Genomic DNA, 24,347 nt, shown 5'->3' on the forward strand with positions numbered 1-24,347 from the left:
CGTCCCTCAGACGCTTACTTGTATCGGTAGACGATCCGCCCACGACTGAGGTCGTAGGGGCTCAGTTCGACGACAACCCTGTCGTCAGGAAGGATTCGGATGTAGTGCATCCGCATCCGCCCGCTGATGTGGGCCAGGACCTTATGGCCGTTGTCGAGCTGCACCCTGAACATCGCGTTCGGGAGCGACTCAACCACAGTGCCCTCGATCTCGATGGCGCCGTCCTTCTTGGCCATGTCCCTCGCGTTTCACTGATCGGTCGTCTGAGGCTCTTGGAACACTACGCAGCCGCGACCCAGCGCTTCGATGAGAGCGACGGTTGCGACACCGTCGATGCGCAATGAGTCATAGTGAACCGAAGAAGGAGTGTACGGCACCGGGCGATGAAATGCGAAACAGACGGCCGGTACCTTGACACAACCGCTACTCAGAATACCGCAGATCCGAAGCGCGGTACCCCGCCCGGTACCGGGCGTGGACGATCACGTTGTCGGCGTAGGAGCGGCTCACCTGGTCAAAGCTGCCCCCGCAGGTGACCAGTCTCAGCCGCCGCCCGTCCGTCGGGCCGTACACCCGCTCGGCCGGGAAGTGGTCCTTCGGAGCCTGTTCGACGCGCTCGACCGCGAAGACCGCGACGGTGCCGTCGGCACGGACCACCCCGACCGCGTCCCCGGGGTCCAGCTCGCCGAGCCTGGCGAAGACCGCCGGTCCCGTCCTGGTGTCGAGATGGCCGACGATGACCGCGGAGCCGGACTCCCCCGGGGCCGGGCCGCCGCCGTACCAGCCGGCCGCGTCGGCGTGGTCGAGCGGCGGTACGGCGAGCCTGCCGTCCCCCTCCACGCCGAGCACCACGAGCGGGGCGTCCACCCCGATGCGCGGGATCACCACGCGTGTCGGCTCCGCGCGGCCCAGCGGGCGTGTGATCGGCGCGGGCCAGCCCGGCCCGCCCATTGCCCGTTCCCCCGGCGGCGACCCGGCCTGGGCCGCCACAGAGCGCGCGGGACCCCTCACAGCCTCGCCTCCCGGTACGGCGCCGCAGCCCGCCGCGAGAGCCAGCGCCCACAACAGGACGAAACGGTGGATGAATCCGTGCCCGGCCGGGGCGCGGCCCCGCCGATGCCGCGCGCTGACGGTTCCGGACGGGCACGGAGGTCTAGTGGCCGCCCTGTCCACGGTGCCCGCGCGTCAGCGCCAGGGCCGACCCGAGGACCGTGACGACCATGGCCAGGGCTCCGAAGAGCCAGGCGGTGCGGGTGGCGCCGCCGGGGGCGTGCATCGCCAGGCCGCCGCCCCCGGTGTCCGGAGCGAGGACCGGGCGAGGCTCGTCGACGACGAAGGTGCCGTCATACGGTCCGCCCCTGACGCAGCGGACGGTGACGGCGTAGGTACCGGGTGCGGCGTGGGGGTTGATGCGGGCGGTCCCGCGCATCGTCTCGGCCCTGCCCCTCAGTCGCGCCGAGGTCGAGGCGAAGGCGGCCGAGTAGGCGGTCGCCGGAGCGACGCAGCCCCCCGCGGCTATGGCCACCGACTGTCCGGGCGTGACCGTCGAAGGCGTGACCCGCACATCGGCCGGTACGGCGGCGCCTCCCGCGAACACGATCACCGCTCCGGCGCCCAGGAGGACCTTCACCGCCGCCACAGGGTCTCGTCTGAGGCCCATCATCCACCCCCACCTCACGACGGTGCCCCGGCAACGATCACCTACCCCTTCTCACCAGCCTCAACTGCCTCCGGCGGTAAAGAACTGACACAACGCGAAAAGCCCTCTCATGACCGGATCATGAGAGGGCTTTTCGCGTATGGGACCTCTGGCGTCACCGGTTCGGGTGGCCGCCCCGCCCGCCGAGGACCGTGGCGACCAGCAGCATGACGCCCCACGGACCCATGACCCACAGCGGCCACGGGTAGGGGAAGTCGAGGCCGTTCGTGACACCGATGATGAGCCAGATCACCCAGTTGACACCGCTGGCCACGGCCCAGGAGCCCCACATCGCCGCCACGCCCCTGCGCTGGGCCTCACGCGAGGGGTTCGCCGGGACCGGGGCGGCGGTCATCCGCCTCAGGTCGACGTCGGGAAGATCGGAGGTGAGCCTGGCCAGCTCTCCGTAGGTCCTGCTGGAGTAGAGCCGTTCGAGCCGCTCGTCGAACTCCTCGCCGGTGAGCCTGCCCTGGGCGTAGTGCTCACGCAGCACTCCCGCGACCTTGTCGCGGTCACCGTCAGAGGCTCGCATCTCCGGGCCAGGCATCATGGTCGACCACATCCGCTCATCAGCGGGCGGTACGTGTTATCCCGCATCGCCCAACAGTTCGGCAAGCCGCTCTTTTCCGCCATCAAGAGCGGTCAGTACCCAAGGTCCATTATGTGTCACGGCAACGCTGTGCTCGAAGTGCGCCGAGGCCTTCCCGTCGACGGTGACGACGGTCCAGTCGTCGGCCAGCACCCTGGTCCTGTCGGTGCCGAGATTGACCATCGGTTCGACCGCGAAGCACATGCCCGGCTCGAAACGCAGGCCCTTGCCCGGCTTGCCATGGTTGGCCACCCAGGGGTCCATGTGCATCTCGGTGCCGATACCGTGCCCGCCGTACTCCTGGGGGATGCCATAACGACCCTGGGAACGGACGTATTTCTCGACCTGGTGGCCGATGTCGGACAGATGGCGGCCGACGGTGAGCGCGGCGATGCCCCGCCACATGGCCTCCTCCGTGACCCGCATCAGCTCGGTCAGTTTGGGGTCGACCTCTCCGACCGGGACGGTGATCGCCGAGTCTCCGTGCCAGCCGTCCAGGATGGCGCCGCAGTCGATGGAGATGACGTCGCCCTCGCGAAGCGGACGCCGGTCGCTCGGGATGCCGTGGACCACCTCGTGGTTCACGGAGGCGCAGATCGTCGCGGGAAAACCCTGGTAGCCCTTGAAGGAGGGGATGGCACCCTCGTCCCGGATCGCCTTCTCCGCGATGCCGTCGAGGTCCAGCGGCGTCACGCCCGGCCGGACGTTCTCGCGGAGCAGTTGCAGCGTGCGGCCGACCACGAGGCCCGCTGCCCGCATCTTCTCCAGCTGCTCGGGCGACTTGATCTGAATTCCATGCTTGTTCTTCTTGAACACGTGTGCACCCCCTGGGGTGATTCAACGGGCAGTCGGGGAGCCCAATTCCCCCGATTGTGCCCTAAACGACAGCACGCCACCCATGGGGTTGCCATGGATGGCGTGCCGGGGAGACAAGTGTCCCTAGTCGGTGTACGGGCTCAGCGCCTCCATCGCGCGCTGGGTGACCTCTTCCACCGGACCGGTGGCGTCGACTCCGACCAGGATGCGCTCCTGGGCGTAGAAGGAGACCAGAGGAGCGGTCTGCTCCTGGTAGACCTCCAGGCGGTGCCTGATCGTCTCCTCCTTGTCGTCGTCGCGCTGGTAGAGGCGTCCGCCGCAGGCGTCGCAGACGTCGTCCTTCTTGTCGTCGAAGTCGACGTGCCAGATGCGGCCGCACTGGCTGCAGGTCCGGCGGCCCGCGAGCCTGCGCACGACCTCCTCGTCGTCGACCACGAGCTCAAGGACGATGTCCAGCGCGACGCCGAACTCCTCAAGCATCTTCTTCAGGATCTCGGCCTGGGGCACGTTCCTGGGGAAGCCGTCGAGCAGGAAACCGTCCTGCGCGTCGCTCTCCGAGAGGCGGTCGCGGACCATCGCGATGGTGACCTCGTCGGGCACGAGGTCGCCACGGTCCATGTACTCCTTGGCAAGCTTGCCGAGTTCCGTGCCGCCCGAGACGTTGGCGCGGAAGATGTCACCTGTCGAGATCTTCGGGATGGACAGGTTCGATGCGATGAACTGGGCCTGTGTCCCCTTACCCGCTCCGGGGGGCCCGACCAGGACGAGACGCACTACTTCAGGAAGCCTTCGTAGTTGCGCTGCTGCAGCTGGCTCTCAATCTGCTTCACGGTGTCCAGGCCGACACCAACCATGATCAGAATGCTCGTCCCTCCGAACGGGAAGTTCTGGGTCGCGCCGACGAGGGCGAGTGCGACGATCGGCACCATGGAGATCAGCCCCAGATAGAGCGAGCCAGGAGCGGTGAGTCGCGTGAGCACATAGTTGAGGTACTCAGCCGTCGGGCGGCCCGGACGGATGCCCGGGATGAACCCACCGTACTTCTTCATGTTGTCGGCGACTTCAACGGGGTTGAAGGTAATGGACACGTAGAAGTAGGTGAAGAAGACGATCAACAGGAAGAACGTGATCATGTAGGCGGGGGTGTCGCCCGTGACCAGGTTCTGCTGGATCCACTGCACGACCGCGTTCGGCTCTTCCTGAGCGTTGCTGAACAGGGTCGTGACCAGCTGCGGAAGGTAGAGCAGAGAGGAGGCGAAGATCACCGGGATGATGCCGGCCTGGTTCACCTTCAGCGGGATGTAGGTGGAGGTGCCGCCGTACATCCTGCGGCCGACCATGCGCTTGGCGTACTGCACCGGGACCCGGCGCTGAGCCTGCTCGACCATGACGACCAGGGCGATCATCGCGATGCCTGTGATGATTACCACACTGAAGACGAACATGCCGCGGGTGCGGGCGATGGTCATCAGCTCGACCGGGAAGACCGCGATCACCTGGGTGAAGATCAGGATGGACATGCCGTTGCCGACGCCGCGGTCGGTGACCAGCTCGCCCAGCCACATGATGACCGCGGTGCCCGCGGTCATGATGATCACCATGGTGACGATCGAGAAGATGTTGTTCTTGTCGAGCAGGATCTCCTCACGGCACTGCGGGAACAGCTGGCCGGTGCGCGCGAGGGCGATGAAGGCGGTCGACTGGAGAATAGCCAGACCGACCGTGAGGTACCGCGTATACTGGGTGATCTTGGTCTGGCCCGCCTGGCCCTCCTTCTTGAGGGCTTCGAGGCGCGGGATCACCACGACCAAGAGCTGCAGAATGATGCTCGCGGTGATGTACGGCATGATGCCGAGCGCGAACACCGACAGCTTCAGCAGGGCGCCACCGCTGAAGAGCTGTACCATTCCGTAGATGTTGCCCGCATCCCCAGCCTGAGCCTGGCTGAGACAGCGGCTGATGTTCTCCGTATTCACACCCGGGGTCGGAAGCACCGAACCCAGCCGGAACAGCGCGATGATGCCCAAGGTGAAGAGCAACTTATTGCGCAGGTCCGGCGTACGGAACGCTCGGGTAAACGCGGTCAGCACGGGCCCTCCTGCGCGCCTGAAAGGCGATGTCGGTCAGCGATGGTGCGGGGGTGGTCCATCTTTGCTATCTCGTGTCAACGAGCTCACGGAAACGAGTTGAGTCTCGCTGTCCAGCGAACTCTAACGCACTACGGGCGCGGGGGCCCATAATGAGCCCCCGCGCCTCGTTTTCATGCGTGAAATTCCATGTCCTACAGCTCGGAGACAGAGCCCCCGGCCGCGGCGATCTTCTCCTTGGCACTGGCGGAGAAGGCGTGCACCTGCACGTTCAGCGCCACGGAGATGTCACCGGTGCCCAGGACCTTCACGAGCTGGTTCTTGCGAACCGCGCCCTTGGCGACCAGGGCCTCGACGGTGACCTCGCCACCTTCGGGGAACAACTCGCCGAGCCTGTCCAGGTTGACGACCTGGTAGGTCGTCTTGAACAGGGCGTTGGAGAAGCCCTTCAGCTTGGGCAGGCGACGCTGCAGCGGAACCTGGCCACCCTCGAAACCGAGGGGAACCCCGGTCCTCGCGTGCGTGCCCTTGGTGCCACGACCGGCGGTCTTGCCCTTGGAGCCCTCACCACGACCCTTGCGGACCTTGGCCTTGTTGGCGCCAGGAGCCGGACGCAGGTGGTGGATACGGAGCGGAGTGTTCTCTGCCATGTCTAGTCGACCTCTTCCACGGTGACCAGGTGCGTCACCACGGAGACCATGCCGCGGATCTCCGGGCGGTCCTCCTTGACGACGACGTCGCCGATTCGCTTGAGACCGAGCGAACGCAGCGAATCACGCTGATTCTGCTTGCCGCCGATCTTCGAGCGGACCTGAGTGATCTTCAGACGTGCCATCGGTTAGCTCACCGCCTTGGCCGCCGCGGCCTCAGCGAGACCCTCGGCGCGAGCCTTGAGCATCGCCTTGGGAGCGACGTCCTCCAGGGGCAGGCCACGGCGGGCCGCGATCTCCTCGGGGCGGCTGAGGCCCTTCAGAGCGGCCACGGTGGCGTGCACGATGTTGATCGGGTTGTCCGAGCCGAGCGACTTGGACAGCACGTCGTGGATGCCCGCGCACTCCAGTACGGCGCGCACCGGACCACCGGCGATGACACCGGTACCGGGCGAGGCCGGGCGCAGGAAGACCACGCCGGCGGCCTCCTCACCCTGCACAATGTGCGGGATGGTGCCCTGGATGCGCGGCACCCGGAAGAAGTGCTTCTTGGCCTCTTCGACGCCCTTGGCGATGGCCGCGGGGACTTCCTTGGCCTTGCCGTAGCCGACGCCGACCATGCCGTTGCCGTCACCGACGATGACGAGGGCGGTGAAGCTGAAGCGACGACCACCCTTCACGACCTTGGCCACTCGGTTGATCTTCACTACGCGCTCGATGTACGAGACGCCCTTGTCAGCGCTGCCACCGCGGCGATCGTCACGACGACCGTCACGCCGCTCGCCACCGGCGGCGCCACCGCGACGCGGAGCTCCAGCCATCAGTGGTTCCTCTTCTCGTTGCTCTTGTCAGTACGGGCCATCAGAACTCCAGCCCGGCTTCGCGGGCGCTGTCCGCGAGAGCCGCCAGGCGGCCCGCGTAACGGTTTCCACCACGGTCGAAGACGACCGCGGTGATCCCGGCAGCCTTGGCCCGCTGAGCGAGAAGCTCGCCGACCTGCTTCGCCTTCTCGGTCTTGTCACCGGTCACCGTGCGCAGGGTGGCGTCCATGGTGGAGGCGCTCACCAGCGTGTGACCCTGTGAGTCGTCGACGATCTGCACGAACAGGTGCCGCGTCGAGCGGTTGACGACCAGGCGCGGACGCGCGGCCGTACCGACCACCTTCTTGCGGACTCGGCCGTGACGGCGGGCCCGCGAGACGGCGCGGGCGGCCGTGTGCTTGCCGAACGCAGTCTTGCCAGCCATGCCTACTTACCAGCCTTTCCGACCTTGCGGCGGACAACCTCGCCCTGGTAGCGCACACCCTTGCCCTTGTACGGGTCGGGCTTGCGCAGCTTACGGATGTTCGCGGCGACCTCGCCGACCTTCTGCTTGTCGATGCCGTCCACGTGGAACAGGGTCGGCTTCTCGACGCGGAAGGTGACACCCTCGGGGGCGTCCACGATCACCGGGTGGCTGAAGCCGAGGGCGAACTCAAGCTGAGTCGGGCCCTTGGCCTGCACGCGGTAACCGACACCCACGATTTCCAGGGTCTTGGAGTAACCCTGGGTCACACCGGTCACCATGTTGGCGATCAGCGTGCGGGACAGGCCGTGCAGCGCACGGACCTTGTTCTCGTCGTTGGGGCGGCTGACGGTGACAGCACCGTCGTCTCCCTTGGCGACGTCGATCGGCTCAGCGACCTTGTGTGAGAGCGTGCCCTTGGGGCCCTTGACCGTGACTTCCCGGCCGTCGATGGCGACGTCCACGCCGTTCGGTACAGGGATGGGCAGCCGTCCGATTCGCGACATGCTGTGATTTCTCCCTTCTACCAAACGAAGGCGAGGACTTCCCCGCCCACTCCACGCTTGCCGGCCTGCTTGTCGGTCATGAGGCCACCGGACGTCGAGATGATCGCGACGCCCAGTCCTCCCAGGACACGGGGCAGGTTGTCCTTCTTCGCGTAGACCCGCAGACCGGGCTTGGAAACCCGGCGCAGGCCCGTCAGCGAACGCTCACGGCTCGGCCCGAACTTGAGCTCCACCACGAGGTTCTTTCCGACCTTGGCGTCCTCGACGCTCCAGGACTGGATGTAACCCTCCTGCTGGAGGATCTCGGCGATGTGCGCCTTGATCTTCGAGTACGGCATGGCCACGGTGTCGTGGTACGCCGAGTTCGCGTTTCGCAGACGCGTGAGCATGTCTGCGATCGGGTCGGTCATCGTCATGGCCGGTGGCCTTCCTCACCGCGGTTTCCCCAGGGGACCTTCGGTGCGGTCATGGGCGCTTGAGACAGCGCCCGGTGAATATCGACTTACTTGTACGGCTGGCACCGCGGGGGCCCGGTGAGAGACCCACCGGGCCGCGCGGAGACTACCAGCTCGACTTGGTGATGCCGGGCAGCTCGCCCCGGTGCGCCATCTCGCGGAAGCAGATGCGGCACAGGCCGAACTTCCTGTAGACGGCGCGGGGACGACCACAGCGCGAGCACCGAGTGTACGCCCGGACCTCGAACTTGGCCTTGCGAGCAGCCTTGACCTTCAGCGACGTCTTCGCCATGATCAGGCCTCCTTGAAGGGGAAACCGAGAAGCTTCAGCAGCGCCCGGCCCTGGTCGTCGGTCTTAGCGGTGGTCACGACCGTGATGTCCATACCACGCTGACGGTCGACCTTGTCCTGGTCGATCTCGTGGAACATGACCTGCTCGGTCAGACCGAAGGTGTAGTTGCCGTTGCCGTCGAACTGCTTCGGCGACAGACCGCGGAAGTCACGGATGCGGGGCAGCGCCAGCGACAGCAGACGGTCGAGGAACTCCCACATGCGGTCGCCGCGCAGCGTCACGTGGGCGCCGATCGGCATGCCCTCGCGCAGCTTGAACTGGGCGATGGACTTGCGGGCCCGCACGACGGCCGGCTTCTGGCCGGTGATGGAGGTCAGGTCACGAACGGCGCCGTCGATGAGCTTCGAGTCACGCGCGGCCTCGCCGACACCCATGTTCACCTTGATCTTGGTGATCGTGGGGATCAGCATGACGTTCTCGTACCCGAACTGCTCCTGCAGCTTCGCGATGATCTCCTCGCGGTAACGCTGCTTGAGGCGCGGGAGGGGCCTCGTCGCGACGGCCTCGGTGGTGTTGGCGGTCATCAGTTGTCCTCACCCGACTCGTCGGAGTCCGCCTTCGCCGACTCCTTCTTGGCGGGCTTCTCGTCACCCTTGAGCTTCTTGACGTTGCTCACGTGGATGGGAGCCTCCATGGTCTGCACGCCGCCGCTCTTGGCGCCACGCGGGCCCTGGTGGGTCTCCTTGGAGTGCTTCTTGATCATGTTGACGCCCTCGACGACCACGCGGTCCTCGCGCGGGTAGGCGGCGATCACACGACCCTTGGCGCCCTTGTCCTTGCCGGCGATGACGAGGACCAGGTCGCCCTTCTTGACATGCAGATTCGGCATTACAACACCTCCGGGGCGAGCGAGATGATGCGCATGAACTTCTTGTCGCGCAGCTCGCGTCCGACGGGGCCGAAGATACGCGTCCCACGAGGGTCGCCGCTGTCCTTGATGATCACGGCGGCGTTCTCGTCGAAGCGGATGTAGGAGCCGTCGGGCCGGCGGCGCTCCTTGACAGTACGGACGATGACCGCCTTGACGACGTCGCCCTTCTTCACGGTGCCGCCAGGAATGGCGTCCTTGACCGTGGCGACGATGATGTCGCCGATTCCCGCGTAGCGCCGACCCGAGCCACCGAGCACACGAATGCAAAGGACTTCCTTCGCACCCGTGTTGTCGGCGACCTTGAGTCGCGACTCCTGCTGAATCACCTATAACTCCTGTTTGTCTCGCCGGTTCTCACCCGTGTGCCGGGCAAGCCTTGCGGAACTGCTGTGGTCTTTTTCCCCCGGCGACAGCCGTACGGCCGGCCACCCGCCGGGCACTTCCCGTGCCCGGATGAGCGTCCGTGTCCGCACCACCGCCGCCGCAGGCGGAACGAGGATCGTCCCCGTTCCCTTGGACACCGTCATGGGGGGTGATCAGGTCACCCCCCACGAGGCGCGTCTTGTTACTTGGCGCGTTCGAGGATCTCGACGACCCGCCAGCGCTTGCTGGCGGACAGCGGCCGGGTCTCCATCAGGAGAACGCGGTCGCCGACGCCGCACGAGTTGGCCTCGTCGTGCGCCTTGTACTTGGTCGTCCTACGGATGACCTTGCCGTACAGGGGGTGCTTGACGCGGTCCTCGACAGCGACGACGACGGTCTTGTCCATCTTGTCACTGACCACCAGACCCTCGCGGGTCTTGCGGTAGTTACGCGCCTCGTTCGTGTTCTCAGTTGTCTCAGCCATCGACCGACTCCTTCTCGACCGTCACGATGCCAAGCTCCCGCTCGCGCATCACGGTGTAGATACGGGCGATCTCGCGGCGGACGGCGCGCAGCCGCCCGTGGCTCTCCAACTGGCCGGTCGCGGCCTGGAAGCGGAGGTTGAACAGCTCCTCCTTGGCTTCCTTCAGCTTCTGAACCAGGGTGTCCTGGTCCTCCGCTCGCAGCTCACCGGCGGTCAGGCCCTTAGCCATCACGCCTCACCCACTTCACGCTTGACGAACCGGCACTTCATCGGGAGCTTGTGCATCGCGCGACGCATGGCCTCGCGGGCCACGGGCTCGGCGACACCCGACAGCTCGAACATGACGCGACCGGGCTTGACGTTGGCGATCCACCACTCCGGCGAACCCTTACCGGAACCCATGCGGGTCTCAGCGGGCTTCTTGGTGAGGGGACGGTCCGGGAAGATGTTGATCCAGACCTTTCCGCCACGCTTGATGTGACGGGTCATGGCGATACGAGCCGACTCGATCTGGCGGTTGGTCACGTAGGAGTGCTCAATCGCCTGGATGCCGTACTCGCCGAACACGACCCTGGTGCCACCCTTGGCGGCGCCGTGACGGTCGGGCCGGTGCTGCTTGCGGTGCTTGACCCTGCGCGGGATCAGCATGGTCAGCTCCCTTCAGCACCCGGCTGCGCAGCCGGGCCGGTCTCGGGGGTGGCCTGGGAGGCCGCCTCGTTCCTGGGGCCACGGTCACCGCGGCCGGCGCCACCACGACGCGGACGGTCGCCACCGGCGCCGCCACGACGCGGACGGTCCCCACCGGGGCCACCACGACGGTCGTCACGGTCGCGACGCTGCCCCGCACGGGCACCGGCGGCGGCCGCCTCGCGCTCGGCGCGGCTGGTCGGAGCCTCACCCTTGTAGATCCACACCTTCACGCCGATGCGGCCGAAGGTGGTGCGGGCCTCGTAGAGGCCGTAGTCGATGTCGGCGCGGAGCGTGTGCAGGGGCACGCGGCCCTCGCGGTAGAACTCCGAACGCGACATCTCAGCGCCGCCGAGACGACCGGAGCACTGCACCCGGATGCCCTTGGCGCCGCTCTTCATGGCCGACTGCATCGCCTTGCGCATGGCGCGGCGGAAGGAGACACGGCTGGACAGCTGCTCGGCGACGCCCTGGGCGACGAGCTGAGCGTCGATCTCGGGGTTCTTGACCTCAAGGATGTTCAGCTGGACCTGCTTCTTGGTCAGCTTCTCAAGGTCACCGCGAATCCGGTCCGCCTCGGCGCCGCGGCGGCCGATGACGATGCCCGGACGGGCGGTGTGAATGTCGACCTGAACCCGGTCGGTGGTCCGCTCGATCTCCACCTTGGAGATGCCGGCCCGCTCCATGCCCTTCTTGAGCATGCGGCGGATCGCCACGTCCTCGGCGACGTACGACTTGTAGAGCTTGTCGGCATACCACCGGCTCTTGAAGTCGGTCGTGATGCCGAGGCGGAACCCGTGCGGGTTGACCTTCTGACCCACTAGCGGGTCCTCCCCTTCGGCTCGCGGGACTCCACGATCACGGTGATGTGGCTCGTCCGCTTGTTGATCCGATAGGCACGACCCTGAGCGCGGGGACGGAACCGCTTCAGCGTCGGGCCCTCGTCGACCCACGCACGGCTCACGAAGAGCGTGTCGCGGTCGAGCTTGAAGTTGTGCTCCGCGTTCGCAATGGCGCTGGACAGCACCTTGTACACGGTCTCGCTCGCCGCCTGGGGAGCGAACTGCAGCACGGCCTGCGCCTCCGAAGCGGGCAGCCCGCGAATGAGGTCCACCACACGGCGGGCCTTCATGGGCGTGTGGCGCGCGAACCGCACCTGAGCCCTGGCTTCCATCGCTTACTCCTCTTAACCTTCTGCTTCGTGTGGGACGGCCGGCATGACCTGCCGTCCTGTGAGGCGCTTACCGCCGGCTGCGGCGGTCTTCCTTGACGTGGCTGCGGAAGGTCCGCGTGGGCGCGAACTCACCGAGCTTGTGGCCGATCATCGCCTCGGTCACGAAGACCGGGACGTGCTTGCGGCCGTCGTGAACGGCGATCGTGTGCCCGATCATGTCGGGAACGATCATGGAGCGCCGCGACCACGTCTTGATGACGTTCTTAGTGCCCTTCTCGTTCTGGGCATCCACCTTCTTCTGAAGGTGGTCGTCCACGAAGGGACCCTTCTTAAGGCTACGTGGCATTTTGGCTGCTCCTACCGCTTCTTCCGCTTGGTCCGACGACGGATGATCAGCCGGTCGCTGGCCTTGTTCGCCGCACGGGTACGACCCTCGGGCTTGCCCTTCGGGTTCACGGGGTGACGACCACCAGAGGTCTTACCCTCACCACCACCGTGCGGGTGGTCGACCGGGTTCATCGCGACACCGCGGACGGTGGGGCGCTTGCCCTTCCACCGCATGCGGCCGGCCTTACCCCAGTTGATGTTCGCCTGCTCGGCGTTGCCGACCTGGCCGATGGAGGCCCGGCAGCGGACGTCGACCTGGCGCATTTCGCCGGAGGGCATACGCAGCGTGGCGTACTGCCCCTCCTTGGCGAGGAGCTGGATCTGCGCGCCGGCGGACCGGCCCAGCTTGGCGCCGCCGCCCGGACGGAGCTCCACCGCGTGGATGAAGGTACCGGTCGGGATGTTGCGCAGCGGCAGGCAGTTGCCGGGCTTGATGTCGGCCGTGGGGCCGTTCTCGATCTTGTCGCCCTGCTTCAGACCGGTCGGGCAGAGGATGTAGCGCTTCTCCCCGTCGGCGTAGTGCAGCAGCGCGATCCGGGAGGTGCGGTTGGGGTCGTACTCGATGTGAGCGACCTTGGCCGGGATCCCGTCCTTGTCATGGCGCCGGAAGTCGATGATCCGGTAGGCGCGCTTGTGGCCACCACCCTGGTGACGAGCGGTCACCCGGCCGTGGACGTTGCGCCCTCCCTTGCTGTGCAAGGGGGCAAGCAGCGACTTCTCGGGCGTGCTGCGCGTGATCTCGGCGAAGTCCGAGACACTGGCGCCGCGGCGACCCGGGGTCGTCGGCTTGAGTTTACGGATGCCCATCTTTTTCGTTCATCCTTCGTCGGTTAATCCGGTCGAATGCCCCCCGCTGTAGACGGGGGGCATTCTCCCTGTTCCTTACTTCAGCGAGCGGGTCAGCCGACCTGGCCGAAGATGTCGATACGGTCACCCTCGACCAGGCTCACGATCGCGCGCTTGGTGCTGGGGCGCTGGCCGTAACCGAACTTGGTCCGCTTGCGCTTGCCCTGGCGGTTGATGGTGTTCACACTGACCACCTTGACGCCGAAGATCTGCTCAATGGCGATCTTCACCTGCGTCTTGTTGGCGGTCTTCCGCACCAGGAACGTGTACTTGTTGTTCTCGTCGATCAGGCCGTAGCTCTTCTCGGAGACGATCGGCTTGATGATGATGTCACGCGGGTCGGCGATCTTCTCCATCAGGCGTCTTCCTTCCCGCTCTGGCTCAGGCGCGCGACGACCTGGTCGTACGCCTCCTGAGTGAAGACGACGTCGTCGTAGCAGAGCACGTCGTAGGTGTTCAGCTGCCCGGCGTCCAGCAGGTGGACCTCCGGAGCGTTGCGCAGGCTCAGCCAGGTGAGCTCGTCGCCCTCGTCGACGACGACCAGGACGCTGCGGGCCTGCGTGACCTTGCGCAGCGCCTCAAGCGCCACCTTGGTCTTGGGGGTCTCCCCGGTGACCAGCGAGCTGACCACGTGGACACGACCGCCGGTGGCCCGGTCGGACAGGGCGCCACGCAGGGCGGCGGCCTTCATCTTCTTGGGCGTCCGCTGGCTGTAGTCCCTCGGGACCGGACCGTGGACGGTGCCACCGCCGGTGAACTGCGGAGCGCGGGTCGAACCCTGACGGGCGCGGCCGGTGCCCTTCTGGCGGTACGGCTTCTTGCCGCCACCGCTGACCTCACCACGGGTCTTGGCCTTGTGCGTGCCCTGCCGGCGAGCGGCGAGCTGGGCCACGACGACCTGGTGGATCAGCGGAACGTTGACCTTGGCGCCGAAGACGTCGCCGGGGAGGTCGACCGTACCGGACTTCGCGCCGCTCGCGTCGAGGACGTCAATGGTGCTCACTTGGCAGCCCCCTTCTTGGCAGCGGTGCGGAGGAGAACCAGGCTGCCGTTGGCGCCGGGGATCGCACCCTTGATCAGGATGAGGCCCTTCTCGGCGTCCACGGCGTGAACCTTGAGGCTCTGGATGGTGGTGCGGACGTTACCCATCCGACCGGCCATGCGCAGGCCCTTGAAAACGCGGCCCGGGGTGGCGCAGCCGCCGATGGAACCCGGCGAACGGTGCTTGCGCTGGGTACCGTGCGAGGCGCCCAGACCCTTGAAGCCGTGACGCTTCATGACACCGGCGTAGCCCTTACCCTTGCTCTTGCCCGTCACGTCGACGAACTGGCCCGCCTCGAAGGTGTCGGCCAGAACCTCCTGGCCCAGGGTGTAGTCACTCGCGTCGTCGGTACGGATCTCCGTGAAGTAACGACGCGGGGTGATGTCGTGCTTGCGCAGGTAGTCGCCGAGCGGCTTGTTGACCTTCCGCGGGTCGACCTGCCCGAAACCGAGCTGTACGGCGGAGTAGCCGTCCTTCTCGGGCGTGCGGACACGGGTCACGACGCACGGACCGGCCTCAACGACGGTCACCGGGACCATCCGGTTGTCCGCGTCGAAGACCTGGGTCATGCCGAGCTTCTTGCCCAGGACGCCCTTGATCTGCTTAGCCATGTCAGTGCGTTCCCTCAGAGCTTGATCGAGATGTCAACGCCGGCGGGGAGGTCGAGTCGCATGAGCGAGTCGACCGTCTTCGGCGTCGGGTCGATGATGTCAATCAGCCGCTTGTGCGTACGCATCTCAAAGTGCTCGCGGCTGTCCTTGTACTTGTGCGGCGAGCGGATGACGCAGTACACGTTCTTCTCGGTCGGCAGCGGCACCGGGCCCGCGACCTTAGCGCCAGTCCGCGTGACCGTCTCGACGATCTTCTTGGCCGAGCTGTCGATGACCTCGTGGTCATAGGCCTTGAGCCGAATGCGGATCTTCTGTCCCGCCATAATGGCCTCGGTGTCCTTCGCTGTCGTCTGAAAAAGTTGCGTGCGGCCTGTTGCCGCTAAATGTGTCCCACGGAGCAGACGCAGATGATCTGCGCTTTCTTCCGTGATCTGGCGGTTAGTTCGGTCACGGTGCGGCCGAACCAACTGCGAGATCACGGTTCTCGTGGGGCGTGAGACGCGGGCCGTACGGCACGAGCCTCCTCGTGGCGCGGCGGCCGACCCTGGGATGAGGGCCGACCGCCACTCCGCGATCGAACTACTTGATGATCTTGGTAACGCGACCCGCACCGACGGTGCGGCCACCCTCGCGGATGGCGAACTTGAGACCGTCCTCCATGGCGATGGGCTGGATGAGCTGGACGCTCATCTCAGTGTTGTCGCCAGGCATGACCATCTCGGTGCCCTCGGGCAGGTTGACAACACCGGTCACGTCAGTCGTACGGAAGTAGAACTGCGGACGGTAGTTGTTGAAGAACGGCGTGTGGCGGCCGCCCTCGTCCTTGCTCAGGATGTAGACCTGGGCCTCGAACTCGGTGTGCGGGGTCGTGGTGCCCGGCTTGATGATGCACTGGCCGCGCTCAACGTCCTCGCGCTTGATGCCACGCAGGAGCAGACCGACGTTGTCACCGGCCTGGCCCTCGTCGAGGAGCTTGCGGAACATCTCGACACCGGTGACCGTGGTGGTGGTCTTGGTGTCCTTGATGCCGATGATGTCAACGGTCTCGTTGACCTTGATGATGCCGCGCTCGATACGGCCGGTGACGACGGTGCCGCGACCGGTGATCGAGAAGACGTCCTCGATCGGCATGAGGAACGGCTTGTCGGTCTCACGCTGCGGCTGCGGGACGTTCTCGTCCACCGCGGTCATGAGCTCGATGATGCTGTCGCCCCACTTCTCGTCGCCCTCCAGCGCCTTGAGCGCGGAGACGCGAACGACCGGCAGGTCGTCGCCGGGGAACTCCTGGGCCGAGAGAAGCTCACGGACCTCGAGCTCGACGAGCTCCAGGATCTCCTCGTCGTCCACCATGTCGGCCTTGTTCAGGGCGACAACGATGTAGGGAACGCCGACCTGGCGGGCCAGGAGGACGTGCTCCTTCGTCTGCGGCATCGGACCGTCGGTGGCGGCGACCACGAGGATCGCGCCGTCCATCTGAGCCGCACCGGTGATCATGTTCTTCACGTAGTCGGCGTGACCGGGGCAGTCCACGTGGGCGTAGTGACGCTGCTCGGTCTGGTACTCGACGTGCGCGATGGAGATCGTGATACCACGAGCCTTCTCCTCCGGCGCCTTGTCGATCTTGTCGAACGGGGTCGCCTCGTTGAGGTTCGGGTAACGCTCGTGGAGCACCTTGGTGATCGCCGCGGTCAGAGTGGTCTTGCCGTGGTCGATGTGCCCAATGGTGCCGATGTTTACGTGCGGCTTGGTCCGCTCGAACTTGGCCTTGGCCACTGCTCTGTCTCCTTAGAGATTCTGACTTGACTTGCGTCTTTTCACTCGGGTTCGGGTGGCGCGTCCCCGAGGGGACCCGCCGATGAGAACCTCGCCCGTACGCCCCGGTGGCGGTTGGCGATCCTCTCGCCGTCCGTCACCGAGGCGGATACCGGGCTTACTCGCCCCGTACCTTCGCGACGATCTCCTTGGCGATGTGCGCAGGCACTTCCGCATAGGAGTCGAACTGCATGCTGTAGCTCGCGCGTCCCTGCGTCTTGCTACGGAGGTCACCCACGTAGCCGAACATCTCAGAGAGCGGCACGAGCGCGCTGACGACACGGTTGCCACCGCGCTCGTCCATCGCCTGGATCTGCCCGCGGCGACCGTTGAGGTCACCGATGACGTCACCCATGTAGTCCTCGGGCGTGGTGACCTCAACGGCCATCATCGGCTCCAGGATTACGGCGTCCGCCTTGCGCGCGGCCTCCTTGAAGGCCATCGAGCCGGCGATCTTGAAGGCCATTTCGGACGAGTCAACCTCGTGGTAGGCACCGTCCTGCAGGGTGACCTTGACCCCGACCATGGGGTAGCCGGCGAGAACACCGAACTCGGCGGCCTCCTGGGCGCCCGCGTCGACCGAGGGGATGTACTCCCTCGGGATACGGCCACCGGAGACCTTGTTCTCGAACTCGTAGCCGTCGTTGCCCTCGCCCAGCGGCTCGATGTCGATGATGACCTTCGCGAACTGACCCGATCCACCGGTCTGCTTCTTGTGGACGTAGTCGACCTTCTCCACCTTGCGGCGGATGGTCTCGCGGTAGGCCACCTGCGGGCGACCGACGTTGGCCTCGACCTTGAACTCACGGCGCATCCGGTCGACGAGGATCTCCAGGTGGAGCTCGCCCATACCCCAGATGACCGTCTGGCCGGTCTCCTCGTCACGACGGACCTGGAAGGACGGGTCCTCCTCGGCCAGACGCTGGATCGCGGTGCCCAGCTTCTCCTGGTCGCCCTTGGTCTTGGGCTCGATCGCGACGTTGATGACCGGAGCCGGGAAGTTCATCGACTCCAGGACGACCGGCTTGGCCGGGTCGGCCAGGGTGTCACCGGTGGTGGTGTCCTTCAGACCCATGACGGCGACGATCTGACCGGCGTGCGCCGACGAGCGCTCCTCGCGCTTGTTGGCGTGCATCTGGTAGATCTTGCCGATCCGCTCCTTGCGGCCCTTCACCGAGTTGACCACCGCGGTGCCGGTCTCGAGCGTGCCCGAGTAGATGCGGATGTAGGTGAGACGGCCCAGGTGCTGGTCGCTCATGATCTTGAAGGCCAGCGCGGCGAACGGCTCGTTCACATCCGCGTGGCGCTCGACGACCTCTTCCTCGTTGCCGACCGCGTGGCCCTTGAAGGCCGGGATGTCGGTCGGGGCGGGGAGGTAGGCGACGATCGCGTCGAGGAGGGGCTGAACGCCCTTGTTCTTGAACGCGGTGCCGGTCAGGACCGGGTTGATGGCGCTGGCCAGCGTCGCGCGGCGGATGGCCGCGACCAGCTGCTCCTCGGTGGGCTCGACGCCCTCAAGGAAGAGCTCCATCAGCTCGTCGTCGTTCTCGGCGACGGTCTCGACGAGCTTGTCACGCCACTCGCGGGCCGCCTCGGCGTGCTCGGCCGGGATGTCCACGATCTCGTACATCTCGCCCTTGGCCGCCTCGGCGCTCCAGAGCAGGCCCTTCATCTTCACCAGGTCGATGACGCCCTTGAAGTCGGCCTCGACGCCCCAGGGAAGCTGGACGACCGCGGGGGTCGCGTGCAGACGGCTGACCATCATGTCGACGCAGCGGTGGAACTCCGCGCCGACACGGTCCATCTTGTTGACGAAGCAGATGCGGGGCACGCCGTAACGGTCGGCCTGACGCCAGACCGTCTCGGACTGGGGCTCCACACCGGCGACGCCGTCGAACACGGCGACGGCACCGTCGAGGACGCGGAGCGAGCGCTCCACCTCGATCGTGAAGTCCACGTGACCCGGGGTGTCGATGATGTTGATCGTGTGGCCGAGCCACTCGCAGGTCGTAGCAGCGGAGGTGATGGTGATACCACGCTCCTGCTCCTGCTCCATCCAGTCCATCGTGGCTGCGCCCTCGTGGACCTCACCGAGCTTGTAGTTGATGCCGGTGTAGAACAGGATGCGCTCGGTCGTCGTGGTCTTGCCCGCGTCGATGTGGGCCATGATGCCGATGTTTCGGACCTTGGCCAGGTCAAGAGCGGTCGTGGTGGCCACTTCTCTCGCGTCCTCGTCGTCTCGTCGAACCCGCTGTTACCAGCGGTAGTGGGCGAAGGCCTTGTTGGACTCGGCCATCTTGTGGGTGTCCTCGCGCTTCTTGACGCTGGCGCCGAGGCCGTTGCTGGCGTCGAGCAGCTCGTTCATGAGGCGCTCGGTCATGGTCTTCTCGCGGCGGGCGCGGGAGTACTGCACCAGCCAGCGCAGGGCCAGGGTGGTGCTGCGCGCGGCGCGCACCTCGACCGGAACCTGGTAGGTCGCGCCACCGACACGGCGGCTGCGGACCTCAAGGGTCGGCTTGACGTTGTCCAGAGCCCGCTTCAGGGTGACGACCGGGTCGTTGCCCGTCTTCTCCCTGGCACCCTCAAGGGCGCCGTACACGATGGACTGAGCGATGGAGCGCTTGCCGTCCAGGAGCACCTTGTTGATGAGGGCGGTGACCAGGGGCGAGTTGTGGACCGGGTCAGCCATGAGCTGACGACGGCCAGGAGAACCCTTGCGAGGCATTCTTACTTCTCCTTCTTCGCGCCGTAACGGCTACGGGCCTGCTTACGGTTACGAACACCCTGGGTGTCCAGCGAACCACGGATGATCTTGTAGCGAACACCCGGCAGGTCCTTCACACGACCGCCACGCACGAGCACGATGGAGTGCTCCTGAAGGTTGTGCCCCACACCGGGGATGTAGGCCGTGACCTCGATGCCGTTGGTGAGCCGGACACGCGCGACCTTACGGAGCGCCGAGTTCGGCTTCTTGGGGGTCGTGGTGTAAACGCGCATGCAGGTGCCGCGTCGCTGAGGGCTGGCCTTGAGCGCCGGGGTCTTGGTCTTGGTGACCTTGTCCTGGCGGCCCTTGCGGACCAGCTGCTGAATCGTAGGCACCGCGTCTCCGTTCGTGCTTGCCGGTGATTCGAATGTCGTTGCTTTTGCAGGCACTGCCGGTGTCATGACCTGCGGTTTTTCCATCCACTCCGACCCACGCGCTCGGGCGTGTCGCGCACTTGTCGCGCCACTTCCCGAGGAGGGCCGCTCCGGTGGAGGAAGCCATACGGCGCCTCTGTCAACTCCCAGACGGGAGACCTATCGACGCGCACGCATGAGAGCCCATGAAGCCACGGGCACGAACGGAAAGACTACCTAGTCCAACGCAACACGTCAAAACGGTTGCGCCCTCCGGTCGCCGTTGCGAGCGCCCGTGTTCGTGTCGCGACTCCGCAGCCGATTTCCAGCCGGCCGCTGTCGGGTCCAGGCCACAGTTTACCCACCTTCAAGGACTCCTCCGGCCGTTCCGGTTACGAGCTCGTGGCTTTCCGGGCAACGTTCCGGTCAAAAAGCATCCGGACGCGACGGCGCCCGGTCCCCCTTTCGGGGAACCGGGCGCCGTCGTCGATCCGTTGCCTACCGGCTAGCGGTTGTACTGACCGAAGTCGTACTCCTCCAGCGGTACGGCCTCACCCGAGCCGGAGCCGAAGGTGTAGTCGGCCGCGGAGCCGTCGTAACCGCCGACGGTGTACATCGCGGCCTTGGCCTCCTCGGTCGGCTCGACCCGGATGTTGCGGTACTGCGGCATGCCGGTACCGGCCGGGATGAGCTTTCCGATGATGACGTTCTCCTTGAGGCCGAGCAGCGAGTCCGACTTGGCGTGGATCGCCGCGTCGGTGAGCACCCGCGTCGTCTCCTGGAAGGACGCCGCCGACAGCCAGGACTCGGTGGCCAGCGACGCCTTGGTGATACCCATCAGCACCGGACGGCCGGAGGCCGGGGTGCCGCCCTCGGCGACGCACTCGCGGTTGACCCGCTCGAAGCGCGGCCGCTCGACGAGCTCGCCGGGCAGCATGTCGGAGTCACCCGACTCAAGCACGTTCACGCGCTTGAGCATCTGCCTGACGATGATCTCGATGTGCTTGTCGTGGATCGACACACCCTGCGAGCGGTACACCTGCTGGACCTCGGCCACCAGGTGCAGCTGCACGGCCCGGGGGCCGAGGATGCGCAGCACCTCGTTGGGGTTGACGGCACCGGCGATCAGCTGCTGGCCGACCTTGACGTGCTGTCCCTCGGAGACCAGCATGCGCGAGCGCATCGACACCGGGTAGGCGATCTCGTCCGAACCGTCGTCCGGGACGATCACGATCTTCCGGGTCTTGTCGGTCTCGTCGATGCGGACCCGACCCTCGGCCTCGCTGATCGGGGCGACGCCCTTGGGGACGCGCGCCTCGAAGAGCTCCTGGACACGGGGCAGACCGTGGGTGATGTCCGCACCGGCCACACCACCGGTGTGGAAGGTACGCATCGTCAGCTGGGTGCCGGGCTCACCGATCGACTGGGCGGCGATGATGCCGACCGCCTCGCCGACGTCCACGAGCTTGCCGGTGGCCAGCGAACGGCCGTAGCAGGTGGCGCAGACACCGATCTTGGCCTCGCAGACGAGAGCGCTGCGGGTCCTGACGGTCTCGATACCGGCCTCGACCAGCGCGCTGACCTGGGCGTCGCCGATGTCGACGCCGGCGTTCGCGATGATCTTGCCGTCCACCTCGACGTCCTCGGCCAGGATGCGGCCGTGCACGTTGCTCTCGGCGTTCTCAGCCTTGACCAGGTTGCCCTGGGCGTCGCGCTCGCCGACGTTCAGCGGGACCGCGCGGTCGGTGCCGCAGTCGATCTCGCGAACGATGACGTCCTGTGCGACGTCCACCAGACGACGGGTCAGGTAACCCGAGTCGGCGGTCCGCAGCGCGGTGTCGGCCAGACCCTTTCGCTGTCCGTGGGTGGAGATGAAGTACTCCAGCACCGACAGGCCCTCGCGGAAGGAGGCCTTGATCGGACGCGGGATCGTCTCACCCTTGGTGTTGGACACCAGACCACGGATGCCGGAGATCTGACGGACCTGCATCAGGTTTCCTCGGGCGCCCGACTGGACCATCATCCAGACCGGGTTGGTCTTCGGGAACGCCTTCTGCATGTCGTCGGTCACGTCACTGGTCGCGTGCGTCCAGATCTCGATGAGCTCCTGACGGCGCTCCTCGTCGGTGATGAGACCGCGCTCGTACTCACGCTGGACCTTGTCGGCCCTGCGCTCGTACGTCTCCATGATCGTGGACTTGTTCGGCGGCGCGATGACGTCCTCGATGGAGATCGTCACACCGGCCCTGGTCGCCCAGTAGAAGCCCGCGTCCTTGAGCGCGTCGAGCGCCGCGGCGACCTCGACCTTCGGGTACTTCTCCGCCAGCTCGTTGACGATCGCGGACAGCTGCTTCTTGCCGACCTGCGAGTTGACGTAGGGGTAGTTCGCGGGCAGCGTCTGGTTGAACAGGCAGCGGCCCAGCGTGGTCTCCAGCCGGTACGGCTCGTTCGGCTCCCAGCCCTCGGGGGCGGCCCAACCGCGAGGCGGCGGGACGTCACCCTTCATCCGGATCTGGATCTTGGCCTGGATGTCCAGCTCGCGCCGGTCGAAGGCCATGAGCGCCTCGGAGACCGAACCGAAGACCCGGCCGTGTCCCGGAGCGTCCTCGTCGTCGTCCTTGATGGTGGTCAGGGAGTACAGACCGATGATCATGTCCTGGGTGGGCATGGTCACCGGCTTGCCGTCGGCCGGCTTCAGGATGTTGTTGGTGGACAGCATCAGGATGCGGGCCTCGGCCTGCGCCTCCGCGGACAGCGGCAGGTGCACGGCCATCTGGTCACCGTCGAAGTCCGCGTTGAACGCGGTGCAGACGAGCGGGTGGATCTGGATGGCCTTGCCCTCGACCAGCTGCGGCTCGAAGGCCTGGATGCCCAGGCGGTGCAGCGTCGGCGCGCGGTTGAGCAGCACGGGGTGCTCGGTGATGACCTCTTCGAGGACGTCCCACACGACCGGGCGCGCACGCTCGACCATCCGCTTGGCCGACTTGATGTTCTGCGCGTGGTTCAGGTCGACCAGACGCTTCATCACGAACGGCTTGAACAGCTCCAGCGCCATCTGCTTGGGCAGACCGCACTGGTGCAGCTTCAGCTGCGGGCCGACGACGATGACCGAACGGCCGGAGTAGTCGACACGCTTGCCCAGCAGGTTCTGACGGAAACGACCCTGCTTGCCCTTCAGCATGTCACTGAGGGACTTCAGCGGGCGGTTGCCGGGACCGGTGACCGGACGGCCGCGACGGCCGTTGTCGAACAGCGCGTCGACGGCCTCCTGGAGCATCCGCTTCTCGTTGTTCACGATGATCTCGGGGGCGCCGAGGTCGAGAAGACGCTTGAGGCGGTTGTTCCGGTTGATCACACGGCGGTACAGGTCGTTCAGGTCCGAGGTCGCGAACCGGCCACCGTCGAGCTGCACCATGGGGCGCAGGTCCGGCGGGATGACCGGGATGCAGTCCAGCACCATGCCGTTGGGCGAGTTGCGGGTGTTCAGGAACGCGGAGACGACCTTGAGACGCTTGAGCGCGCGGGCCTTCTTCTGGCCCTTGCCGCTGCGGATCGTCTCGCGGAGGTTCTCGGCCTCAAGTTCGAGGTCGAAGTTGGTCAGGCGCTCCTGGATGGCCTGGGCGCCCATGCCACCGCGGAAGTAGCGGCCGAAACGGTCGCGCATCTCGCGGTAGAGCAGCTCGTCGCCCTCAAGGTCCTGAACCTTGAGGTTCTTGAAGCGGCTCCAGACCTCGTCGAGACGGTCCAGCTCACGCTGGGCCCGGTCGCGAAGCTGGCGCATCTCGCGCTCGGCGCCCTCACGGACCTTGCGGCGCTGGTCGCCCTTGGCGCCCGCGGCCTCAAGCTCGGTCAGGTCGCCTTCGAGCTTCTTCTGCCTGGCCTCGACGTCGGCGTCACGACGCTGCTCGACGTGCTGGCGCTCGACCGAGATCTTCGCCTCCAGCGACGGCAGGTCGCGGTCGCGCATCTCCTTGTCGACATGCGTGATCATGTAGGCCGCGAAGTAGATGACCTTCTCCAGGTCCTTCGGGGCCAGGTCGAGCAGGTATCCCAGACGGGACGGGACGCCCTTGAAGTACCAGATGTGCGTGACGGGCGCGGCCAGCTCGATGTGGCCCATCCGCTCACGACGCACCTTGGCACGGGTGACCTCGACGCCACATCGCTCACAGATGATGCCCTTGAAGCGCACGCGCTTGTACTTGCCGCAGTAGCACTCCCAGTCCCGGGTCGGACCGAAGATCTTCTCGCAGAAGAGTCCGTCCTTCTCGGGCTTGAGGGTCCGGTAGTTGATGGTCTCGGGCTTCTTGACCTCACCGTGCGACCACTGGCGGATGTCGTCAGCCGTCGCGAGGCCGATCCGAAGCTCGTCGAAGAAGTTGACGTCCAGCATGTGTTGTTCCCCTCCTCAGCTTCTAGATCAGACCTCTTCGACGCTGCTCGGCTCGCGCCGGGACAGGTCGATGCCGAGCTCTTCGGCGGCGCGGAAGACGTCCTCGTCGGTGTCGCGCATCT

Annotated in this window: 33 protein-coding genes; all 33 read right to left on the reverse strand. The window is 66.1% G+C overall.

All coding sequences use genetic code 11. The annotated features are described in order from the left end of the window. Positions 1 to 14: 14 nt before the first annotated feature. The 33 genes from infA to ACFOYY_RS29805 all read right to left on the reverse strand — a co-directional run bounded on the left by infA (position 15) and on the right by ACFOYY_RS29805 (position 24,225). Positions 15 to 236, reverse strand: a complete 222-nt coding sequence (infA, locus tag ACFOYY_RS29645; RefSeq protein WP_012887858.1) for a translation initiation factor IF-1 — start codon at positions 234 to 236, stop codon at positions 15 to 17. A gap of 187 nt (positions 237 to 423) precedes the next feature. Further along, a complete protein-coding gene (locus tag ACFOYY_RS29650) occupies positions 424 to 951 on the reverse strand; it encodes a class F sortase (RefSeq protein ID WP_386194034.1) in 528 nt (175 codons plus the stop codon). A gap of 202 nt (positions 952 to 1,153) precedes the next feature. Beyond that, a complete protein-coding gene (locus tag ACFOYY_RS29655) occupies positions 1,154 to 1,639 on the reverse strand; it encodes a hypothetical protein (protein WP_386194037.1) in 486 nt (161 codons plus the stop codon). A gap of 175 nt (positions 1,640 to 1,814) precedes the next feature. Then, on the reverse strand, positions 1,815 to 2,231 hold the full coding sequence (locus ACFOYY_RS29660) for a DUF1707 SHOCT-like domain-containing protein (protein WP_352015594.1): 417 nt from the start codon (positions 2,229 to 2,231) through the stop codon (positions 1,815 to 1,817). Positions 2,232 to 2,285: 54 nt separating this feature from the next. Continuing rightward, positions 2,286 to 3,104 (reverse strand): type I methionyl aminopeptidase, encoded by an 819-nt coding sequence (map, locus tag ACFOYY_RS29665; protein ID WP_352015595.1) that lies wholly within the window; start codon positions 3,102 to 3,104, stop codon positions 2,286 to 2,288. A 123-nt stretch (positions 3,105 to 3,227) separates the two neighbouring features. Continuing rightward, positions 3,228 to 3,878, reverse strand: coding sequence for an adenylate kinase (locus tag ACFOYY_RS29670; RefSeq protein WP_352015596.1), 651 nt, complete (start codon positions 3,876 to 3,878; stop codon positions 3,228 to 3,230). Continuing rightward, on the reverse strand, positions 3,878 to 5,194 hold the full coding sequence (gene secY, locus ACFOYY_RS29675; protein WP_352015597.1) for a preprotein translocase subunit SecY: 1,317 nt from the start codon (positions 5,192 to 5,194) through the stop codon (positions 3,878 to 3,880). The genes ACFOYY_RS29670 and secY overlap by 1 nt, the downstream gene beginning before the upstream one ends. Positions 5,195 to 5,385: 191 nt before the next feature. Continuing rightward, on the reverse strand, positions 5,386 to 5,841 hold the full coding sequence (gene rplO, locus ACFOYY_RS29680; RefSeq protein ID WP_352015598.1) for a 50S ribosomal protein L15: 456 nt from the start codon (positions 5,839 to 5,841) through the stop codon (positions 5,386 to 5,388). A 2-nt stretch (positions 5,842 to 5,843) separates the two neighbouring features. After that, positions 5,844 to 6,026, reverse strand: a complete 183-nt coding sequence (gene rpmD, locus ACFOYY_RS29685; protein WP_068896549.1) for a 50S ribosomal protein L30 — start codon at positions 6,024 to 6,026, stop codon at positions 5,844 to 5,846. Between the two features lie 3 nt (positions 6,027 to 6,029). Continuing rightward, a complete protein-coding gene (gene rpsE, locus ACFOYY_RS29690) occupies positions 6,030 to 6,662 on the reverse strand; it encodes a 30S ribosomal protein S5 (protein ID WP_352015599.1) in 633 nt (210 codons plus the stop codon). Between the two features lie 40 nt (positions 6,663 to 6,702). Beyond that, positions 6,703 to 7,086, reverse strand: coding sequence for a 50S ribosomal protein L18 (rplR, locus tag ACFOYY_RS29695; RefSeq protein ID WP_352015600.1), 384 nt, complete (start codon positions 7,084 to 7,086; stop codon positions 6,703 to 6,705). A gap of 2 nt (positions 7,087 to 7,088) precedes the next feature. Further along, entirely contained in the window at positions 7,089 to 7,631 is a 543-nt protein-coding gene (rplF, locus tag ACFOYY_RS29700; RefSeq protein WP_352015601.1) for a 50S ribosomal protein L6, read from the reverse strand. A gap of 17 nt (positions 7,632 to 7,648) precedes the next feature. Then, positions 7,649 to 8,047, reverse strand: a complete 399-nt coding sequence (gene rpsH, locus ACFOYY_RS29705; protein WP_352015602.1) for a 30S ribosomal protein S8 — start codon at positions 8,045 to 8,047, stop codon at positions 7,649 to 7,651. Positions 8,048 to 8,192: 145 nt separating this feature from the next. Next, positions 8,193 to 8,378: a type Z 30S ribosomal protein S14 gene (locus tag ACFOYY_RS29710; protein WP_012887844.1), complete on the reverse strand. Its 186-nt coding sequence runs from the start codon at positions 8,376 to 8,378 to the stop codon at positions 8,193 to 8,195. A 2-nt stretch (positions 8,379 to 8,380) separates the two neighbouring features. Then, on the reverse strand, positions 8,381 to 8,962 hold the full coding sequence (rplE, locus tag ACFOYY_RS29715; protein WP_352015603.1) for a 50S ribosomal protein L5: 582 nt from the start codon (positions 8,960 to 8,962) through the stop codon (positions 8,381 to 8,383). After that, positions 8,962 to 9,258, reverse strand: a complete 297-nt coding sequence (gene rplX / locus ACFOYY_RS29720; protein ID WP_352015618.1) for a 50S ribosomal protein L24 — start codon at positions 9,256 to 9,258, stop codon at positions 8,962 to 8,964. Before rplX ends, rplE begins: the two co-directional genes overlap by 1 nt. An 8-nt stretch (positions 9,259 to 9,266) precedes the next feature. Next, positions 9,267 to 9,635 (reverse strand): 50S ribosomal protein L14, encoded by a 369-nt coding sequence (rplN, locus tag ACFOYY_RS29725; protein WP_012887841.1) that lies wholly within the window; start codon positions 9,633 to 9,635, stop codon positions 9,267 to 9,269. A gap of 239 nt (positions 9,636 to 9,874) precedes the next feature. Continuing rightward, positions 9,875 to 10,156 carry a 30S ribosomal protein S17 gene (rpsQ, locus tag ACFOYY_RS29730; RefSeq protein WP_352015604.1) on the reverse strand — a complete coding sequence of 94 codons (282 nt, stop codon included), beginning with the start codon at positions 10,154 to 10,156 and terminating at the stop codon, positions 9,875 to 9,877. Beyond that, positions 10,149 to 10,385: a 50S ribosomal protein L29 gene (gene rpmC / locus ACFOYY_RS29735; RefSeq protein WP_352015605.1), complete on the reverse strand. Its 237-nt coding sequence runs from the start codon at positions 10,383 to 10,385 to the stop codon at positions 10,149 to 10,151. The genes rpsQ and rpmC overlap by 8 nt, the downstream gene beginning before the upstream one ends. Beyond that, positions 10,385 to 10,804, reverse strand: coding sequence for a 50S ribosomal protein L16 (rplP, locus tag ACFOYY_RS29740; RefSeq protein ID WP_184712606.1), 420 nt, complete (start codon positions 10,802 to 10,804; stop codon positions 10,385 to 10,387). The genes rpmC and rplP overlap by 1 nt, the downstream gene beginning before the upstream one ends. Before the next feature lie 2 nt (positions 10,805 to 10,806). Next, positions 10,807 to 11,664, reverse strand: coding sequence for a 30S ribosomal protein S3 (rpsC, locus tag ACFOYY_RS29745; RefSeq protein ID WP_352015606.1), 858 nt, complete (start codon positions 11,662 to 11,664; stop codon positions 10,807 to 10,809). After that, positions 11,664 to 12,017 (reverse strand): 50S ribosomal protein L22, encoded by a 354-nt coding sequence (gene rplV / locus ACFOYY_RS29750; protein ID WP_179819691.1) that lies wholly within the window; start codon positions 12,015 to 12,017, stop codon positions 11,664 to 11,666. Before rplV ends, rpsC begins: the two co-directional genes overlap by 1 nt. Before the next feature lie 67 nt (positions 12,018 to 12,084). Further along, positions 12,085 to 12,363: a 30S ribosomal protein S19 gene (gene rpsS, locus ACFOYY_RS29755; protein WP_068896536.1), complete on the reverse strand. Its 279-nt coding sequence runs from the start codon at positions 12,361 to 12,363 to the stop codon at positions 12,085 to 12,087. Between the two features lie 11 nt (positions 12,364 to 12,374). Then, positions 12,375 to 13,211 carry a 50S ribosomal protein L2 gene (gene rplB / locus ACFOYY_RS29760; protein ID WP_352015607.1) on the reverse strand — a complete coding sequence of 279 codons (837 nt, stop codon included), beginning with the start codon at positions 13,209 to 13,211 and terminating at the stop codon, positions 12,375 to 12,377. A 92-nt stretch (positions 13,212 to 13,303) separates the two neighbouring features. Continuing rightward, complete coding sequence (rplW, locus tag ACFOYY_RS29765) at positions 13,304 to 13,606, reverse strand: 50S ribosomal protein L23 (protein ID WP_352015608.1); 303 nt, start codon at positions 13,604 to 13,606, stop codon at positions 13,304 to 13,306. Next, positions 13,606 to 14,253 (reverse strand): 50S ribosomal protein L4, encoded by a 648-nt coding sequence (gene rplD, locus ACFOYY_RS29770; protein WP_352015609.1) that lies wholly within the window; start codon positions 14,251 to 14,253, stop codon positions 13,606 to 13,608. The genes rplW and rplD overlap by 1 nt, the downstream gene beginning before the upstream one ends. Continuing rightward, positions 14,250 to 14,903 (reverse strand): 50S ribosomal protein L3, encoded by a 654-nt coding sequence (rplC, locus tag ACFOYY_RS29775; protein ID WP_352015610.1) that lies wholly within the window; start codon positions 14,901 to 14,903, stop codon positions 14,250 to 14,252. The genes rplD and rplC overlap by 4 nt, the downstream gene beginning before the upstream one ends. Before the next feature lie 14 nt (positions 14,904 to 14,917). After that, positions 14,918 to 15,226, reverse strand: coding sequence for a 30S ribosomal protein S10 (gene rpsJ, locus ACFOYY_RS29780; protein WP_012887830.1), 309 nt, complete (start codon positions 15,224 to 15,226; stop codon positions 14,918 to 14,920). A gap of 256 nt (positions 15,227 to 15,482) precedes the next feature. Then, positions 15,483 to 16,676, reverse strand: coding sequence for an elongation factor Tu (tuf, locus tag ACFOYY_RS29785; RefSeq protein ID WP_352015611.1), 1,194 nt, complete (start codon positions 16,674 to 16,676; stop codon positions 15,483 to 15,485). A 157-nt stretch (positions 16,677 to 16,833) separates the two neighbouring features. Further along, positions 16,834 to 18,882, reverse strand: a complete 2,049-nt coding sequence (fusA, locus tag ACFOYY_RS29790) for an elongation factor G (protein ID WP_386194097.1) — start codon at positions 18,880 to 18,882, stop codon at positions 16,834 to 16,836. 87 nt (positions 18,883 to 18,969) lie between these two features. Continuing rightward, positions 18,970 to 19,440 (reverse strand): 30S ribosomal protein S7, encoded by a 471-nt coding sequence (gene rpsG / locus ACFOYY_RS29795; protein WP_179819699.1) that lies wholly within the window; start codon positions 19,438 to 19,440, stop codon positions 18,970 to 18,972. A gap of 2 nt (positions 19,441 to 19,442) precedes the next feature. Continuing rightward, positions 19,443 to 19,814 carry a 30S ribosomal protein S12 gene (gene rpsL / locus ACFOYY_RS29800; RefSeq protein ID WP_012887826.1) on the reverse strand — a complete coding sequence of 124 codons (372 nt, stop codon included), beginning with the start codon at positions 19,812 to 19,814 and terminating at the stop codon, positions 19,443 to 19,445. Positions 19,815 to 20,337: 523 nt separating this feature from the next. Next, complete coding sequence (locus ACFOYY_RS29805; RefSeq protein WP_352015613.1) at positions 20,338 to 24,225, reverse strand: DNA-directed RNA polymerase subunit beta'; 3,888 nt, start codon at positions 24,223 to 24,225, stop codon at positions 20,338 to 20,340. Positions 24,226 to 24,347: the final 122 nt, after the last annotated feature.

Origin of the sequence: Streptosporangium jomthongense (genome assembly GCF_042650425.1) — a bacterium.
In the GTDB taxonomy this organism is placed as follows: Bacteria; Actinomycetota; Actinomycetes; order Streptosporangiales; family Streptosporangiaceae; genus Streptosporangium.

Excerpts from the sequence above, each read along its gene's own strand:
- infA (WP_012887858.1), bottom strand. The coding sequence starts at position 236 with ATGGCCAAGAAGGACGGCGCCATCGAGATCGAGGGCACTGTGGTTGAG.
- ACFOYY_RS29650 (WP_386194034.1), bottom strand. The coding sequence starts at position 951 with ATGGGCGGGCCGGGCTGGCCCGCGCCGATCACACGCCCGCTGGGCCGC.
- ACFOYY_RS29660 (WP_352015594.1), bottom strand. The coding sequence starts at position 2,231 with ATGCGAGCCTCTGACGGTGACCGCGACAAGGTCGCGGGAGTGCTGCGT.
- rplO (WP_352015598.1), bottom strand. The coding sequence starts at position 5,841 with ATGGCAGAGAACACTCCGCTCCGTATCCACCACCTGCGTCCGGCTCCT.
- rpmD (WP_068896549.1), bottom strand. The coding sequence starts at position 6,026 with ATGGCACGTCTGAAGATCACTCAGGTCCGCTCGAAGATCGGCGGCAAG.
- rpsE (WP_352015599.1), bottom strand. The coding sequence starts at position 6,662 with ATGGCTGGAGCTCCGCGTCGCGGTGGCGCCGCCGGTGGCGAGCGGCGT.
- rplR (WP_352015600.1), bottom strand. The coding sequence starts at position 7,086 with ATGGCTGGCAAGACTGCGTTCGGCAAGCACACGGCCGCCCGCGCCGTC.
- rplF (WP_352015601.1), bottom strand. The coding sequence starts at position 7,631 with ATGTCGCGAATCGGACGGCTGCCCATCCCTGTACCGAACGGCGTGGAC.
- rpsH (WP_352015602.1), bottom strand. The coding sequence starts at position 8,047 with ATGACGATGACCGACCCGATCGCAGACATGCTCACGCGTCTGCGAAAC.
- ACFOYY_RS29710 (WP_012887844.1), bottom strand. The coding sequence starts at position 8,378 with ATGGCGAAGACGTCGCTGAAGGTCAAGGCTGCTCGCAAGGCCAAGTTC.
- rplE (WP_352015603.1), bottom strand. The coding sequence starts at position 8,962 with ATGACCGCCAACACCACCGAGGCCGTCGCGACGAGGCCCCTCCCGCGC.
- rpsQ (WP_352015604.1), bottom strand. The coding sequence starts at position 10,156 with ATGGCTGAGACAACTGAGAACACGAACGAGGCGCGTAACTACCGCAAG.
- rpmC (WP_352015605.1), bottom strand. The coding sequence starts at position 10,385 with ATGGCTAAGGGCCTGACCGCCGGTGAGCTGCGAGCGGAGGACCAGGAC.
- rplP (WP_184712606.1), bottom strand. The coding sequence starts at position 10,804 with ATGCTGATCCCGCGCAGGGTCAAGCACCGCAAGCAGCACCGGCCCGAC.
- rplV (WP_179819691.1), bottom strand. The coding sequence starts at position 12,017 with ATGGAAGCCAGGGCTCAGGTGCGGTTCGCGCGCCACACGCCCATGAAG.
- rpsS (WP_068896536.1), bottom strand. The coding sequence starts at position 12,363 with ATGCCACGTAGCCTTAAGAAGGGTCCCTTCGTGGACGACCACCTTCAG.
- rplB (WP_352015607.1), bottom strand. The coding sequence starts at position 13,211 with ATGGGCATCCGTAAACTCAAGCCGACGACCCCGGGTCGCCGCGGCGCC.
- rplW (WP_352015608.1), bottom strand. The coding sequence starts at position 13,606 with ATGGAGAAGATCGCCGACCCGCGTGACATCATCATCAAGCCGATCGTC.
- rplC (WP_352015610.1), bottom strand. The coding sequence starts at position 14,903 with ATGGCTAAGCAGATCAAGGGCGTCCTGGGCAAGAAGCTCGGCATGACC.
- rpsJ (WP_012887830.1), bottom strand. The coding sequence starts at position 15,226 with ATGGCGGGACAGAAGATCCGCATTCGGCTCAAGGCCTATGACCACGAG.
- fusA (WP_386194097.1), bottom strand. The coding sequence starts at position 18,882 with ATGGCCCACATCGACGCGGGCAAGACCACGACGACCGAGCGCATCCTG.
- rpsG (WP_179819699.1), bottom strand. The coding sequence starts at position 19,440 with ATGCCTCGCAAGGGTTCTCCTGGCCGTCGTCAGCTCATGGCTGACCCG.
- ACFOYY_RS29805 (WP_352015613.1), bottom strand. The coding sequence starts at position 24,225 with ATGCTGGACGTCAACTTCTTCGACGAGCTTCGGATCGGCCTCGCGACG.